The organism is Pseudomonas sp. FW305-3-2-15-E-TSA4 (assembly GCF_058787295.1).
On the sequence record NZ_JBYSZP010000003.1, the window covers coordinates 295,535 to 307,881 of the forward strand.

12 protein-coding genes are annotated in these 12,347 nt (G+C 61.6%); 1 reads left to right on the plus strand and 11 read right to left on the minus strand.

Features of this window, described 5'->3' with window-relative positions; all coding sequences use genetic code 11:
• Nucleotides 1-141 precede the first annotated feature (141 nt).
• The 11 genes from AC3WMV_RS05725 to cbiE form a co-directional block, all read right to left on the minus strand.
• The gene (locus AC3WMV_RS05725) at nucleotides 142-2,265 is read right to left on the minus strand and encodes a TonB-dependent receptor (RefSeq protein ID WP_103368054.1); all 2,124 of its coding nucleotides are present in this window, start codon (nucleotides 2,263-2,265) and stop codon (nucleotides 142-144) included.
• Between the two features lie 150 nt (nucleotides 2,266-2,415).
• The gene (locus tag AC3WMV_RS05730) at nucleotides 2,416-3,795 is read right to left on the minus strand and encodes a PepSY-associated TM helix domain-containing protein (RefSeq protein WP_103368055.1); all 1,380 of its coding nucleotides are present in this window, start codon (nucleotides 3,793-3,795) and stop codon (nucleotides 2,416-2,418) included.
• Between the two features lie 177 nt (nucleotides 3,796-3,972).
• Nucleotides 3,973-6,093, minus strand: coding sequence for a TonB-dependent copper receptor (locus AC3WMV_RS05735; RefSeq protein WP_103368057.1), 2,121 nt, complete (start codon nucleotides 6,091-6,093; stop codon nucleotides 3,973-3,975).
• An 85-nt stretch (nucleotides 6,094-6,178) separates the two neighbouring features.
• On the minus strand, nucleotides 6,179-6,625 hold the full coding sequence (locus tag AC3WMV_RS05740) for a DUF2946 domain-containing protein (protein WP_103368058.1): 447 nt from the start codon (nucleotides 6,623-6,625) through the stop codon (nucleotides 6,179-6,181).
• A gap of 21 nt (nucleotides 6,626-6,646) precedes the next feature.
• The gene (locus AC3WMV_RS05745) at nucleotides 6,647-7,126 is read right to left on the minus strand and encodes a copper chaperone PCu(A)C (RefSeq protein WP_027613572.1); all 480 of its coding nucleotides are present in this window, start codon (nucleotides 7,124-7,126) and stop codon (nucleotides 6,647-6,649) included.
• A 48-nt stretch (nucleotides 7,127-7,174) separates the two neighbouring features.
• Nucleotides 7,175-7,573, minus strand: a complete 399-nt coding sequence (locus AC3WMV_RS05750) for a DUF2946 domain-containing protein (RefSeq protein WP_097089901.1) — start codon at nucleotides 7,571-7,573, stop codon at nucleotides 7,175-7,177.
• Between the two features lie 98 nt (nucleotides 7,574-7,671).
• Nucleotides 7,672-7,962 carry an addiction module antidote protein gene (locus AC3WMV_RS05755; RefSeq protein ID WP_103368059.1) on the minus strand — a complete coding sequence of 97 codons (291 nt, stop codon included), beginning with the start codon at nucleotides 7,960-7,962 and terminating at the stop codon, nucleotides 7,672-7,674.
• Between the two features lie 3 nt (nucleotides 7,963-7,965).
• Nucleotides 7,966-8,268 carry a type II toxin-antitoxin system RelE/ParE family toxin gene (locus tag AC3WMV_RS05760; RefSeq protein WP_003221246.1) on the minus strand — a complete coding sequence of 101 codons (303 nt, stop codon included), beginning with the start codon at nucleotides 8,266-8,268 and terminating at the stop codon, nucleotides 7,966-7,968.
• Nucleotides 8,269-8,427: 159 nt separating this feature from the next.
• Nucleotides 8,428-9,156, minus strand: a complete 729-nt coding sequence (locus AC3WMV_RS05765) for a cobalt-precorrin-6A reductase (protein WP_103368060.1) — start codon at nucleotides 9,154-9,156, stop codon at nucleotides 8,428-8,430.
• Complete coding sequence (locus tag AC3WMV_RS05770) at nucleotides 9,153-10,250, minus strand: cobalt-precorrin-5B (C(1))-methyltransferase (protein WP_097089903.1); 1,098 nt, start codon at nucleotides 10,248-10,250, stop codon at nucleotides 9,153-9,155. Before AC3WMV_RS05770 ends, AC3WMV_RS05765 begins: the two co-directional genes overlap by 4 nt.
• Nucleotides 10,243-11,454: a precorrin-6y C5,15-methyltransferase (decarboxylating) subunit CbiE gene (cbiE, locus tag AC3WMV_RS05775; RefSeq protein WP_103368061.1), complete on the minus strand. Its 1,212-nt coding sequence runs from the start codon at nucleotides 11,452-11,454 to the stop codon at nucleotides 10,243-10,245. Before cbiE ends, AC3WMV_RS05770 begins: the two co-directional genes overlap by 8 nt.
• A 233-nt stretch (nucleotides 11,455-11,687) precedes the next feature.
• Here cbiE and AC3WMV_RS05780 point away from each other — a divergent pair, with 233 nt between their 5' ends.
• Complete coding sequence (locus tag AC3WMV_RS05780) at nucleotides 11,688-12,344, plus strand: hypothetical protein (RefSeq protein WP_027613579.1); 657 nt, start codon at nucleotides 11,688-11,690, stop codon at nucleotides 12,342-12,344.
• Nucleotides 12,345-12,347: the final 3 nt, after the last annotated feature.

A 12,347-nucleotide genomic window follows, 5' to 3' on the forward strand; every position in this document is an offset into this window, starting at 1 on the left:
TGAGGGGATTTATCCCCGATGGACCGCGCAGCGGTCCCAAAACCTGTAATCACGATTTGTCAGAAGACTGTATTCATCGGATTGCGACGGCTTCGCCGCCGATCGGGGATAAATCCCCTCACCACAGGAATGTTTGAGCTTTTAAAAGGTGTAATCCGCCGTGACGAAGAACGACCTCGGCTCGCCGAGAATCCACTGCTGGCCCGCATTGTATTGGCTTTGTGCGTACTGGCGGTCAAACAGATTGTTCAGCTGCAGACCGAGCGTGGTGTTGCGCAGGGCTTGCCACGACAGCGTCGCATCGACCACGGTGTAACTCGGCAGCTCGTTGCGGTTGGCCATGTCGGCGTAACGCGCATCGACATAACGCACGCCGGCACCGGCCTTCAGATCATCGCTGAGGTTTTTGTTCAGCCACAGATTGGCGGTGCGCCGTGGCACATCCACCGGGCGATTGCCGTCGTACGACAGGGTTTGCCCGTCGACCACTTCGGAGAAGTCATCGTACTTGGCCTTCACAATCGCCGCGTTGGCCTGCAGTTGCCAGGCGTGCGGCAGTTGCAGATCGAGGCTGGCTTCCAGGCCGTTGGAAGATTGCTGGCCAACTTGCTGCTTGAGCGTCGGGTTGCCCGGATCGTCGGTCAGCAGTTTCTTTTTGACGATGCGATAGGCCGCCAGGGTGAACTCGCCGCGCTGATCCCAGAACAACTGCTTCAGGCCGATTTCTGTCTGGCGCGCGGTCGACAGGTCGTATTGCTGCTGGCTCGGACTGAGGGATATCAGGCCGCCGATGCCGTCGGTGCTGGTCGCGACCTGACCGTAGAACGAAGTCTCGGGCGTCAGGGCAAACACTAGTCCGGCCTTCCAGTTGTTGCTGGTCAGGGTCTTGTCGCTCTGGCTGTCGTCGATCAGATTGTTGCGATCAACGTGCACGTAATCACGGCGCACGCCGGTCACCAGCGACCAGCGCTCGCTCAGTTGCGTGCGGTTTTCAGCGAACACTGACATCTGTTTGGTGGTGCTGTCGAACTGGTCGCGGTATGGGTTGGCGCTTTCAAAATAGCCCGGCTGCGGGTGATACAGATCCAAGGGCTGACCGTTGGGCAGCACGTCGTTGAACGGCGAGTTGCTGTTGAGCTGGAAGCGGATGCGGTTGTAATCGACGCCGGTCACGGTCTGGCTGTCGAGGCCGAACAGCAAGTGTTTGAAGGTGAAGGTCTGGCGGTCGCCGATCTGTTCCTGCTGATGGCCGATGCCGAAGTAGCCGCTGCGGCTGAGCTGTTGCGTGGCGGTGTCGAAGTTGTAGTTTTCGGCGTTCTGCCAGCGGCGCTGGGCCTTGAGGTAGTACAGCTCGTTGCTGGCACTGACGGCGTCGTTGATCTGCCAATCCGTGGTCAGGCGCGTCCACTGATCGTTGTAGTGCTGCTGGTCGTCGCGCACGTTGTAGTTCTTGTTACGCAGGCTGTTCTGCAATCGGCCGTTGATCAGTGGCGTGCCGAAGTAGTTCTGCGGACGCTGGTCGCCGTAGTCGTGGGCGAGGGTGAAGGCCAGGTCATCAGTGGCTTGCCAGCGCAGCGCGGCGCTGATGAAGTCGCTGGAGGAGTCACCGCGATCGATCCAGCCGTTGCTGCGCAGACGATTGAGATTGAGGCGATAGCTCAGGGTGTCGGTCAGCGAACCGCCGCTGTCGAACGCCTGCTGCTGGCTGTCGTAGGAACCGTAGCCGACGCGCAGGTGATTTTCTATTTCGCCCTCGAACGGCTTCTTCGGAATCACGTTGACCACCGCGCCGGTCGCGCCTTCGCCGTACAGCACCGAGGCCGGGCCGCGCAGTACGTCTACGCGCTGCACCGACCAGGTGTCGACCGGAAAGGTCACGGTGCCCATGCCGGTGTACATCCGATTGCCGTCATACAACTGCATCACCGAACTCTGCCCGGTAAAACCGCGTGCCTGCAACGAGGTGCCGCCATCGCCCGGGGTGCCGGTGCGGCTGATGCCGGTGCTGCGCGACACCGCGTCCTGCACGCTGCGATCGCCACGGGCGCGAACCTGCTCGCCGCTGAGGCTTTCGACGCTGGCCGGGGTTTCCATGGCCGTCAGGTTCAGGCGCGAGCCGGCGGTGGTCGGCGTGGTCAGGCTGACACTTTCTGCGTCAACCGCCGGCGCGGAGATGGTGCCGGTGGGCAGCGTCAGCGGCTGGCCGTCGGCGTTGGCGTTGTTCAGGGCGAACAGGCAGAGGCTGGACAAGAGGTACTTGTTCATCGGGACGGTGAATCACTTCTTCAAAAGAAAGCCCGCAACTTTTGGTTGCGGGCAGGGCGGCCTATTTGCGTTATACAGTAACACTAAAAAATGCCGGAGTTTAAGCCCCGGCAGTTTAAAGATCTGTCTGAAACGCGCATCTCGCCTGCTTCACGTTGAAGTTGAGGCAGATTCAGCTTGGCGGCCCAGACGCGACAACAGCAGCCGATCCAGCAGCCAGACCAGCACCAGCGAAGCGCCCACCAGCGGAAAGATCACGGCCAGAGCGAGCATGATCGCCACGCCGGTTTTCCATTTCGGCAGGTCATGGCGCAGCGGCGGCACGCCGAACTTGCCCTGCGGACGCCGCTTCCACCAGATCACCACACCGCTGACGGCGCTGAGCAGAATCATCAGGCAGATCAGCAGCACGACAATCTGGTTGAAGGTGCCGAACATCTTGCCCTCATGCAGCATCACACCGATTTCCGTGGCCCGTGCCACCGCGCCGTACTGCTCGAAACGCACATCAGCGAGGACCTTGCCGGTGTACTGATCGACATGCAGGGTCGCGTCGTTGCGCGGGTCGTCGGCGAACACGGCAATGGTGAACACACCGGTTGCGGTGGTCGGCAGGGTGATGCTGTAGCCCGGTTCGACCTTGCGTTCAATGGCGATGTTCTGCACCTCTTGCAGGCTGATCGCGGGTGCGGCGGGACCGTGTTGCATGCCGCCGTGGGCCATGTGTTCGGCGTGGTCGCCGGACATCGGCATCGGCGTGTTTTCCATTGCCCATGGCACGGTCTGGCGCGCGGCGTTATTGAGGCTGCCGGCCTCGACGTCGGAGGTCGGCACGTTGTTCCACATCGCGGCCGGGAACACGTTCCACACCTGGGCGTACTGCTTGCCCCAGAAGCCGGTCCAGGTCATGCCGCTGAGCAGCATCACCAGCAGCAATGCCGCGCCCCAGAACCCGGTGACCGCGTGCAGATCACGCCACAATACGCGACCGCGACTGTTCAGGCGTGGCCACAGAATCCCCGCCGCCTGACCGCGCGGCCACCACAGAAACACCCCCGACACCACCAGCACCACGCCCCAACCGGCGGCGAGTTCGATCAGGCGGTCACCGAGCGTGCCGATCATCAACTCGCCGTGAATGGCGCGGGCGACGGCTTGCAGATTTTTCTTCGCATCCTGCTCGCCAAGGATGTCGCCGTGGTACGGGTCGATGAACACATTGAGTTCATGACCCTCATTCTTCACGACAAACTGAGCGCTGCGTTCGGCGTTGGCCGGCGGCAGGTACTGGGTGATCTGGCCTTGTGGATAAGCGCTTTTCACCCGTTGCAGCAGATCATCGGCCGGCACCATGTGATGCCCGGCGGGGACGTTGAGCAGGCTGCTGTACATCAGCGAATCGAGCTGCGGTTTGAACAGGTAGATGATGCCGGTCAGGGCCAGCATCACCATGAATGGCGCGACGAATAATCCGGCATAGAAATGCCAGCGCCACGCCAGGTTGTAGAAATTCGCTTTGGGCTTTTGCATCACGTTTGCTCCGCTTGGCTTGGATCTTTTCTTTGTTCTGTATGGGGAGTTTCACCACTGCACTCCTGTGGGAGCGGGCTTGCTCGCGAACGCGTCGTGTCAGGCGCCACCCATGCTGGATGTGCCGCCGTCTTCGCGAGCAAGCCCGCTCCCACAAGGGCAGGGCGTGCCGCTCGGTTAGAAACTCATATCAACCTTGGTCCAGAGCGTGCGCCCCGGTTCATTGATCGCTTGCGGGTCGTTGGCCGGGTAGCCGAAACCGGCGTTACCGGCCAGGTTCAGGTGCTCGGCGTAAGCCTTGCCGAACAGGTTGTCGACGCCGGTGCTGACCTTCCAGTTCTTGTTGATCCGGTAGGCGCCGTTGAGCGAGAACACGCCAAAGCCGCCGCTCTTGTCGTAGTCCTTGCCGACCACGTTGCCCTTGTTCTGGTCGATGCGGTTTTGCGCCGCGACCACGCGCCACAGTGCCCCGGCGCTCCAGTTGTCTTCGCTGTAGGTCAGGCCGAAGCGCGCATCCAGCGGCGGCATTTGCGGCAGGGCCTTGCCGTCGCTGCTGTTCTTGCCCCAGGCGTAGGCCAGAGTGGCATCGGCTTTCCAGTTATCGGTGAGTTTGTAGGCGGCGCCGAGCTCGCCACCCATGATCCGTGCGTCGATGTTTTCCGCGCGCGAAGTGCTCATGCCCATCATCGTTGGCGTGTAGTCGAACAGGATGTAGTCGCGCACTAAGCCGATGTAGCCCGAGGCCCAGGCCTCGAGTTCGGCGGTCTTGTAGTTCACGCCGAAGTCGAACTGGGTGGTCTTTTCCGGTTTGATCGAGTCGAACGCATTCAGCGAACCGGCCGGGCCGGACTTCGGTGAAAACAGCTCCCAATAATCCGGGAAGCGCTGCGCGTGACCGAGACCGGCGTACAGCGTGGCCGGGCTGTCAGCGAGGTCATGCTCGTAACGCACGAAGCCGCTTGGCAAGGTGTCGGCGCGGGTCTCGTCGGCGGTCGGATTTGGCCGGCTCATCATTCCCGAACCAATGCGCTGCCGGTAATCCTTGGCCGAAGCACGGTCGACCCGGGCGCCGGTAATCAGCCGATCACGGTCGGCGGCGTACCAGGTCATTTCGCTGAACACGCCGTAGTTATGGAAATCGGCGTCCTTGGTGTAGGGCTGATCCTTGTAGGTGTCGATGCCCATGCCGCTGCGCTGGCGATGCTCGTTGGTCTGCGCATCGAGACCGGTGATCAGTTGGATGTCGGCCCAGCGCCAGGTTGCCTTGATCCGCGCGCCGAGGGTGCGCCGGTCGACGTTGGACGCCATGGGCCCGGCCATCATCCCAGTGCCGGACGGCGTGCGCAGGGTGTAGTTGTCCATCACGTGGTCGGCGTAGTTGTAGTAAACCTGTGCTTCAACTTTCTCCAGCACGTCGGTGATGTTGGATTTTTCGAAGCGCAGGCCGAGGCTTTCGCGCAGGAACTGCGAACCGTCCATGCCGCGCCCGGCGTAGCGCGCTTCGCCATCGCCCTTGCCGGCGGTGAGTTCGATCAGGGTGTCGGCGTCCGGGGTCCAGCCGACGGCGATGTCACCGTTCCATTTGTCGTAGCGCGAGGCAACGATGTCGTTGTTGCCGTCGCGATAGTCGTCGGAGTGCGCGGTATTGCCGATTACCCGTACGTAGCCCAATGGCCCGCCGGCAGCGGCGTCGACAACTTTGTCGAAGCGTCCGTTGGAGCCGGCCAGCACGCTGGCATTCACCCGCGTGCCGAGTTCGCCGAAGCTTTCCGGCTCACGGTCGAAGAGGATCGTGCCGGCCGATGCGCCCGGCCCCCAGAGTACGGTTTGCGGGCCCTTGATCACCGTGAGTTTGTCGTAGGTTTCCGGCGAGATGTACGAGGTCGGCGCGTCCATCCGCCCCGGGCAGGCGCCGAGCAGCATGCTGCCGTTGGTGAGAATGTTCAGGCGCGAACCGAACATCCCGCGCAGCACCGGATCACCGTTGGTGCCGCCATTGCGCACCAGAGCGAAGCCGGGAATGGTCTTCAGGTAATCGCCGCCGTCACTGGCTGGCACCGGTTGGCGCGGGTCCTTGGGGTTGGTGACGATGGTCAGTGGCGAGCTTGGAGCGATCGCGGTGATCACCGTCGGACTCAGTTCTTCGTTGTGCCCGGCGTGGTCATCGGCCAACACCAGCGGCGACAGCAGGACGCCGCAAAGGACGGCGGTGGCGTGCGAGAAACCAATGCGCGATGCGTTCAGCGCGAAAGACGCCCGGGCAGAACCCGAGCGTGGAACAGCAGAAAACCTGGACATGACAATTTCCATCAAACAGTCGTAAACGACACGGCCGGCAGCCTGAAGCTGTCTTCTCAACCGTGTGCAATCAAAGGTGCGGTGCTTACGCGTTGACGGGCGGGGCGCGGGTGCGGGCGCCGGGGAAGAAGGTCTGCCGGGCATGGCCCAGACGCGGGGAGGGCGGGGTGAAGGTGTTGACGTGGGCAATGCTGAACGTGGCGAACGTGCCGCCACCGGTCAGCGCCGGGCAATTGAACAGCAGGCTGCAATAACCGCATTTTTCCCACAGGGCGTGGTGCGAGGATTGTGGCGGGCAGTGTTCGGCAGCCGGTTGTGCACCGTGCGCGGCGTGATCCATGCCCGGCATATCCATCGCCAAGTCCATGCTCATCGGCATGGAAGTCGAGGCGTGCTGATCCATCGGCATCGACTGAGAAATCAGCGGGCCGATGAAGATCATCAACATGGCGAACAGAGCGATCCAGCTACCGCGGGTCAGAGTCTGGCTCTGGCGATGCAGGCGGGATGCCCCGGCGCGTTGCAGGCGCACGGGCGTGGTCAGCCGGATCGGTTACTGGGCGTGATCGTGTGCCTGGGTATCTTGCGGAGGTTTCTTCTGCACCGCGACTTCGACGGTGACGTTACCGGCCTTCTCGAAATGCAGGGTCAGCGGGAAGCGTTTGCCGTCGCTGAGCAGGCTGCGGTCTTTCGGGTTGAGCAGCATCACGTGATAGGCCATCGGCGCGAACGTCACCTTGCCGCCAGCAGGAATCACCACGTCGGGCACCTGCTGCATCTTCATCAGATCGCCCTGCATCACATGCTCATGCAGTTGCGCTTCGGCGGTGATCGGCGAGTCGACGCCGAGCAGGCGGTCGTCGGTCTTGCCGGGATTGCTGATCACGAAATAAGCCGCGACAGTCGGCGCGTTGGGCGGCAGCTCCTGCGACCACGGATGAGCGATTTCCAGCTCGCCGGCCTTGTATTCGTGGGCATGGGCGAAGCACGCCGGCAGCAACAGCGCAGCGATGACGAAGAGTTTGTTCAACATGGCAGTTCTCCAGAACGATTTGATACGCAGGTCAATTGCGAGAACAAATCAAACCAGAGGCGAGGCGCGGGGATTAAGGCTCGGCCATTGCTGGCGCGGTGTCGGTGGTTGCAACGAGGGTGGCGCCACGCTGCGATTGCTTTCGTAGCGGGCGAAATACAGCTGCGGTGCATGGCCCGGCAACGCCACCAGCGGCGCTGAACCCGAGCAGCACCAGCAATGCTGCATGTTGGAATGGCTGTCGTTGGACGGGGCTTTCTGCTCTGGGGCGCCGATGTTGATCGCCACCATCTTCGTCCCGCTGCCGGTGCAGAAACTGCTCCACAGCAACTGTTCGGCCGGTGAACTGGCCGCCTGCGCCATCGCCCCGGTCATCGGCATGGCGAGCATGTTGAACAGCACTGCGAAGCAGGCGATCCAGGCAAATGCAAGCCGGTGTCGGTTCATGGGACAGATCCGTTGGGTGGGCGATCAGGCGCGGGCTATTTAGCCTGATCAGGGCCGATAAGTAAAAAGGCGTCGTGCGGTATGGTGTCGCAGATCAATCACACCGCGACGGCGTGCAATCTCAAACCCAAAGCCTTCATGACCTTCATGATAGTTGCGAATTCGGGGTTACCAGTGCTGCTCAGCGCTTTATAGAGACTTTCACGACCCAGGCCAGCATCACGTGCCACCTGTGTCATGCCCTGGGCTCGGGCTATGTCATTCAGTGCTGCACGGATGAGTACGCCATCGCCTTCATCATCATCAAAGCAAGCGCCCAGATAAGCCGCCATGTCCTCGGGGGTTTTAAGGTACTCGGCGGCGTCGAAACGGGTGAATTTTTCGGTCATGACTTACTCCTCATTACCGATGCTATGTGCCATTTGTACGGCGCGCTTGATATCACGCCGTTGTGTCGATTTGTCGCCGCCGATCAACAGCAGATAAATCACTTCGTCTCGACGAGTGAAGTACATCCTGTAACCAGGGCCGTAGTGAACACGCATTTCGTAAACGGTGTCACCGACAAATCCGCAATCGCCAAAGTTGCCATGTTCGGCTGCTCGAAGTCTGGAGATGATTCGGCCTTTGCCGATGATGTCTTTCAACGAGTCGAGCCATTCGGAAAATATACGGGATCGTTCGAGTTCGATCATGTCAGGATCGTATTCCTTGGGATACAGGCTGGCAAGCCGCTTTTTGACGGTTGTCTGCCTGTATGGATTAAAGGAACCGAAGTATTAGGTGAGGGAATAGCGAAGAACAGTCGGCTGCTTCCTCAAAACAGGCCGGCTAATTCGCAGATTAAATCGAAATCAGGAAAAGTCTGACGTCAGCAGTGCATTAAGGACTTCAGACGTAGACCCAAACTCCCGATCAACCCCCGGCAAGACTGGCCGCTTCAACACATGCACCGGTACCCCCAACTCCCGCGCCACTTCCAGTTTCGGCTCGGTCGCGGTGCTGCCGCTGTTCTTGCTGATCAGCACATCGATCTGCCGGCGTTCGAACAGTGCGCGTTCATCCTCCAGCAGAAACGGCCCACGGGCGCCGATGACTTCGCAGCGTTCGTTACCGGGATAAGCGTCGAGGGCGCGCAGGGTCCAATACTGGTTGGCAGGGATTTCGTCGAGGTGTTGCAGCGGTTCGCGGCCGAGGGTGAACAGCGGGCGGCGGAACGGTTTGAGGGCTTCGATCAGTTCGGCCCAGTCGCTGACTTCTCGCCAGTCGTCGCCCGGTTGCGGCTGCCATGCGGGGCGGCGCAAGGCCCAGCAGCGGATGCCGGCGAGTTGTGCGGCGATGGCGGCGTTGTGGCTGATTTGCGCGGCGTAAGGGTGGGTCGCATCGAACAGCAGGTCGATGCCTTCAGCGCGAATGAATTGCGCCAGACCTTCGGCCCCGCCGTAGCCGCCGACGCGCACCTGGCAGGTCAGGTCGGTCGGCACCCGGCCCACGCCGGCCAGACTGTAAATGTGTTCTGGCCCCAGCGTACGGGCGATGGCCAACGCCTCGGTGACGCCGCCAAGCAACAGAATGCGTTTCATGCAAAACCTCCGGCGTGGCCGACAATGCCGCCTTGGCGATCAATCGCAAACACCTCGACCTGCACCTGCGCCGGCACCACGCTGCGTGCGAAATCAAGCGCGTGGCGGCAGACCTCATCGCCGAGGGCAATGCCCGCCGCGCTGGCCATCGCCAAGGCCTGTTGACTGGTGTTCGCTTCACGAATGCTCTGCTGCAACGCCTGATCAGCGCCAATCGCCGCCGCCCATTCAGCCAGTTGCGGCAGGTCGATACTCGAATGCCGCGAGTGCAGATCCATGTGCCCGGCCGCCAGTTTGCTGATCTTGCCGAAGCCGCCGCACAGGCTGAGTTTATCCACCGGCACTTTGCGCAGATGCTTGAGCACTGCGCCGACAAAGTCGCCCATTTCGATCAGGGCGATTTCCGGCAGGTCGTAGACCCGGCGCATGGTGTCTTCGCTGGCGTTGCCGGTGCACGCGGCAATGTGCAGATAGCCATTGGTTTTGGCAACGTCGATGCCCTGATGGATCGAGGCGATGTACGCCGCGCAGGAAAACGGCCGGACGATGCCGCTGGTGCCGAGGATCGACAAACCACCGAGAATGCCCAGCCGCGGGTTCATGGTTTTCAGCGCCAGCGCCTCGCCGCCCTCGACGTTGACCGTGACCTCGAAACCGCCGGCATAAGCGCTTTCGGTGGCGAGCAGCGTCAGGTGGTCGCTGATCATCTTGCGTGGCACCGGGTTGATCGCCGGTTCACCGACGCCGAGCACCAGCCCCGGCCGGGTCACGGTGCCGACACCTGCGCCCGCGACAAAGCGAATCCCCGGCTCGGCCAGCAGCCGCACGTGCGAATAGAGCAGAGCACCGTGCGTTACGTCGGGGTCGTCGCCGGCGTCCTTGATCGTCCCGGCCTCGGCGCCGCCCTCGGTCAGGCGGCAGAACTCCAGGCGCATCTGCACTTGTTTGCCTTTGGGCAGAACGATCTGCACCGCATCCGCCGACGTACCGCCGAGCAGCAGGCGGGCGGCGGCGAGGCTGGTGGCGGTGGCGCAGCTGCCGGTGGTCAGGCCGCTGCGCAGGGGCGCGGGTTGTTCGGCGGTTTCGTCACGCATCGAGGGGTTTGACCAGATCCAGCAGGGTAATCGGCAACGCCTGACGCCAGGTGTCGAACTCGCCCAGCGGTTGCGCCTGGGCCATGTGAATTCGGGTCAGTTCGCCGCCGTGGCGTTCGCGCCAGTGCATCAGAGTGACTTCACTTTGCAGGGTCACGGCGTTGGCAACCAGTCGACCACCGGGTTTGAGTTGTTCCCAGCAGGTTTCAAACACGCCTTCACGGGTCACGCCGCCGCCGATGAAGATCGCGTCGGGTCGCTCCAGCCCGGCAAGGGCCTGCGGTGCGCGGCCACGCACCAGGTGCAGACCGGGTACGCCCAACGCGTCGCGGTTGTGTTCGATCAAGGCCTGTCGGCCTTCGTCCGCCTCGATGGCAATCGCGCGGCAGCTCGGGTGCGCGCGCATCCATTCGATGCCGATCGAGCCGCAACCGCCGCCGACATCCCACAGCAGTTCGCCGGGGATCGGCGCGAGGCGGGCTAGGGTGATGGCGCGGACATCGCGTTTGGTCAGTTGGCCGTCGTGCTGGAATGCCGAATCGGGCAGTCCGGCAAGACGTGACAGGCGCGGTGCCTGCGCATCGGCCAGGCATTCGATGGCGATCACATTCAGATCGGCAATCGCCGGGTCATTCCAGTCATTGGCAGTACTTTCGAGGCGCCGTTCGGCATCGCCGCCCAAATGCTCAAGCACAGTCAGGCGGCTGCCGCCAAAACCGCGCTCGCGCAGCAGCGCCGCGACTGCCGCCGGACTGTGCCGGTCATTGCTCAATAGCAACAGGCGCACCCCGCTGAACAGCTGCGCATTGAGTGCCGTCAGTGGTCGCGCCACCAGCGAGAGGGTGACCACCTCCTGTAACGGCCAGCCGAGCCGGGCGGCGGCCAGCGAACAGGAAGAGGGCGCGGGCAGGATCAGCATCTCGGCACTCGGCACGTGCCGCGCGAGGCTGGCGCCGACGCCGTAGAACATCGGATCACCACTGGCCAACACGCACACCGCTCGGCCGCGCTGCTCCAATACCGGCGCGAGGGAAAACGGACTCGGCCACAAAGTGCGTTCGCCACGAATGCACACCGGCAGCAAGTCCAGTTGCCGCTGGCCGCCGATGATCCGCGAAGCAGCCAGCAGGGCGCGCCGGGCGTTTTTGCCCAGGCCCTTGAAGCCGTCTTCACCGATTCCCACAACCGTCAGCCAGGGTGTCATGCCGTTCCTTAATCCTGAGTAGATCTTCACGGGCGGCATGATAACGCGACTGCCGGCACCTGACGCAGGTCTGTCGTCGCGGCGTGTCGAGAACAACGCGGAAACTTAATGTCGAGTAATAGTGATTTTTTCAACTTCCGTTTTTGTTAGTTTGATTCCAAGTCAGTTCTTTTTAATAAGTCTGGCGCAATGAAGCTATAAAATTAATACGTGCCAAGTTGGCAGGGAGCGATATGGATATCAATTCAGCTACACGTTTAAGTCAGAGTAATGCAGTTGCCGTTAATAATATGTTGTTCACCGGACTGGAGGGGCGGGCAGAGGCCGATAACAGATTTGTGAGGAACTGCATTTATCTCGCCCAGATCGCGGCGGACAGCCGTTGTGACAGCAGTCTTCAGCCTGCAGAGTGGTTCGATTACTTTGTCGGAGGCTTGTGGTCATGTGGCTGGGAACAGGAGGAGAAACCGGTGGTGCTGGTCCAGGAAGCGTTTTCCGGAAGTGTGCAGGAGGCGTGGCGGCGGTCGACAGCACCCTTGCTCGCCCGCGTTCAATTAGCGCAGGTTGAAGCCGGGCTGGCAGCGCTTGAAAAAGATGTAGCGCTACTGCAAAAGTTTACCGCCCTGAGTGGCAAGACCTTCACCTCGCACATTGTGCCGGTCAGTCAGAACGCCAACGGCGAGTTGGTTGTGTTGCTCAGCCATATCCGCTTTTTCAAGTTGGTGTTGAGTACCAACTACCTGTTCTGGCAGGTCCATCAACCGATGTCGCAACTGGACATCCGCGCCAGGAGAATGGTGATCAATCGACGGGACATCGACAAAAACCGGGACGTTGTAGATCAGGCGATTCGCGAGAGCGTGCCCGACCTCGAGGAGGTCGAACTCTGAAAA

Coding starts and splice junctions, on each gene's coding strand:
- AC3WMV_RS05780 (WP_027613579.1), top strand. CDS start 11,688: ATGGATATCAATTCAGCTACACGTTTAAGTCAGAGTAATGCAGTTGCC.
- AC3WMV_RS05745 (WP_027613572.1), bottom strand. CDS start 7,126: ATGTTGAACAAACTCTTCGTCATCGCTGCGCTGTTGCTGCCGGCGTGC.
- AC3WMV_RS05755 (WP_103368059.1), bottom strand. CDS start 7,962: ATGACCGAAAAATTCACCCGTTTCGACGCCGCCGAGTACCTTAAAACC.
- AC3WMV_RS05765 (WP_103368060.1), bottom strand. CDS start 9,156: ATGAAACGCATTCTGTTGCTTGGCGGCGTCACCGAGGCGTTGGCCATC.
- AC3WMV_RS05725 (WP_103368054.1), bottom strand. CDS start 2,265: ATGAACAAGTACCTCTTGTCCAGCCTCTGCCTGTTCGCCCTGAACAAC.
- AC3WMV_RS05760 (WP_003221246.1), bottom strand. CDS start 8,268: ATGATCGAACTCGAACGATCCCGTATATTTTCCGAATGGCTCGACTCG.
- AC3WMV_RS05770 (WP_097089903.1), bottom strand. CDS start 10,250: ATGCGTGACGAAACCGCCGAACAACCCGCGCCCCTGCGCAGCGGCCTG.
- AC3WMV_RS05735 (WP_103368057.1), bottom strand. CDS start 6,093: ATGTCCAGGTTTTCTGCTGTTCCACGCTCGGGTTCTGCCCGGGCGTCT.
- AC3WMV_RS05750 (WP_097089901.1), bottom strand. CDS start 7,573: ATGAACCGACACCGGCTTGCATTTGCCTGGATCGCCTGCTTCGCAGTG.
- cbiE (WP_103368061.1), bottom strand. CDS start 11,454: ATGACACCCTGGCTGACGGTTGTGGGAATCGGTGAAGACGGCTTCAAG.
- AC3WMV_RS05730 (WP_103368055.1), bottom strand. CDS start 3,795: ATGCAAAAGCCCAAAGCGAATTTCTACAACCTGGCGTGGCGCTGGCAT.